Raw genomic sequence first — 1,596 nt, forward strand, 5'->3', positions numbered from 1 at the left:
GGCTGCGCCGCCGGCCGAACCCGGTGCCGCCGTCGACGGGGCGGGGGCCCGCGGGGCGCTCAGCCGGTGACGAGGGCGGCGAAGCGGTCCAGGTCGACGTTGCCGCCGGAGATCGTGACGCCGATCCGCGTCCCGGCCCACCGCTGCGGGTCCGCGGCGACGGCGGCCCGCACGCCCGCGAAGGCCAGCGCCCCGGTCGGCTCGACGAGCACCTTGTAGCGCGCCGCGAACAGCGCCATCGACTCGACCAGGGCGGTGTCGGGCACGGTCACGATGTCGGTGACGAGCCGCGCGATCACCGGGAACGTGTGGTCGCCGAGGTGGGTGGTGGCGGCGCCGTCGGCGAGCGTGCGGGGCTGCGGGATGCGCACTACGTGCCCGGCGCGCAGGGACTGCAGGCCGTCGTCGCCGGCCTCGGGCTCGACGCCGTACACCTGGGCGTCGGGGGACAGGGCCTGCGTCGCGAGCAGTGATCCGGAGAGCAGCCCGCCCCCGCCGAGGCAGACGAACAGCGCGTCGAGCGGGCCGTGGTCCTCCAGCAGCTCCAGCATCGCGGTGCCCTGCCCGGCGATGACGTGCGGGTGGTCGTAGGGCGGGACGAGGGTGAGCCCACGCTCCTCCGACAGCGCGGTCGCGATGGCCGCGCGGTCCTCGGCGTAGCGGTCGTAGCCGACGACCTCGGCGCCGTAGCCGCGGGTGGCGGCGAGCTTCGAGGCCGGGGCGTCGTGCGGCATCACGATCGTCGCGGGGACCTCCAGCAGCTGCGCGGCCAGCGCCACGGCCTGGGCGTGGTTGCCCGAGGAGAACGCGACGACCCCCGCCCGCCGCTGTGCCGCAGACAGCCGGGACAGCGTGTGGAACGCCCCGCGGAACTTGAAGCTCCCGGTGCGCTGGAGGTTCTCCGCCTTCACGAACACCTGCGCGCCGAGTTCGGCGTCGGTGAGCCGGGAGGTGAGGACGGGGGTGCGGTGGGCGTGGCCGCGCAGGATCGCTGCCGCGGCACGGACGTCGTCGGGGGTGGGGAGAGCGTTCACCGGACCACCTTCCGCCGCCCGGCGGAGCCGGTTCAAGCCCGTTCGGATCCATTCACGATCGGGTGTAACGACTGACACGTCGGGATCGCTGCTACCTGCGTGGCTCCCCCACGTTCCCCGGAAGGACACCCCCGATGCGCCTCCGCTCCCTGTCCGCTGCCGTGCTCCTCGCGACCGCGGCGGCCCTCCCGCTCGCCGGTACGGCCTTCGCCCAGGACCGCGACTGCAAGGACTTCGCCAGCCAGGCCGACGCCCAGGCGGCCCTGACCCCGGGCGACCCCGAGAACCTCGACGCGAACGACAACGGCGTGGCCTGCGAGGACCACGACTACGGCAGCGCGGCGTCCCCGGCCACGGTCGAGGCCGCCTCCGACGACTCCACCCAGGTCACCGCGACGCCGATCGGTGGCGTCGAGGCCGGTGGCGGCCCGGCCGACGTGCTGCCGCTGGCGCTCGGTGCCGTCGCCGCCGGTGGCATCGGCGCGGTCGCGGTGCGGCGCGTCGCCGCCGGTCGCCGCGGCTGACCCCGGCACCGTGCCCGGTCCCGTCCTCCCGGTGCCCG

The 1,596-nt window shown here is 75.8% G+C and carries 2 protein-coding genes; one reads left to right on the plus strand and one right to left on the minus strand.

The genetic code is table 11. The annotated features are described in order from the left end of the window. Positions 1-59: 59 nt before the first annotated feature. The gene (locus NH602_RS30680) at positions 60-1,034 is read right to left on the minus strand and encodes a threo-3-hydroxy-L-aspartate ammonia-lyase (protein ID WP_073574540.1); all 975 of its coding nucleotides are present in this window, start codon (positions 1,032-1,034) and stop codon (positions 60-62) included. A 134-nt stretch (positions 1,035-1,168) separates the two neighbouring features. Here NH602_RS30680 and NH602_RS30685 point away from each other — a divergent pair, with 134 nt between their 5' ends. Further along, positions 1,169-1,558, plus strand: a complete 390-nt coding sequence (locus NH602_RS30685) for a hypothetical protein (protein ID WP_253069667.1) — start codon at positions 1,169-1,171, stop codon at positions 1,556-1,558. Positions 1,559-1,596: the final 38 nt, after the last annotated feature.

This window comes from Pseudonocardia sp. McavD-2-B, assembly GCF_024124365.1.
In the GTDB taxonomy this organism is placed as follows: domain Bacteria; phylum Actinomycetota; class Actinomycetes; order Mycobacteriales; family Pseudonocardiaceae; genus Pseudonocardia; species Pseudonocardia alni.

Excerpts from the sequence above, each read along its gene's own strand:
- NH602_RS30685 (WP_253069667.1), top strand. The coding sequence starts at position 1,169 with ATGCGCCTCCGCTCCCTGTCCGCTGCCGTGCTCCTCGCGACCGCGGCG.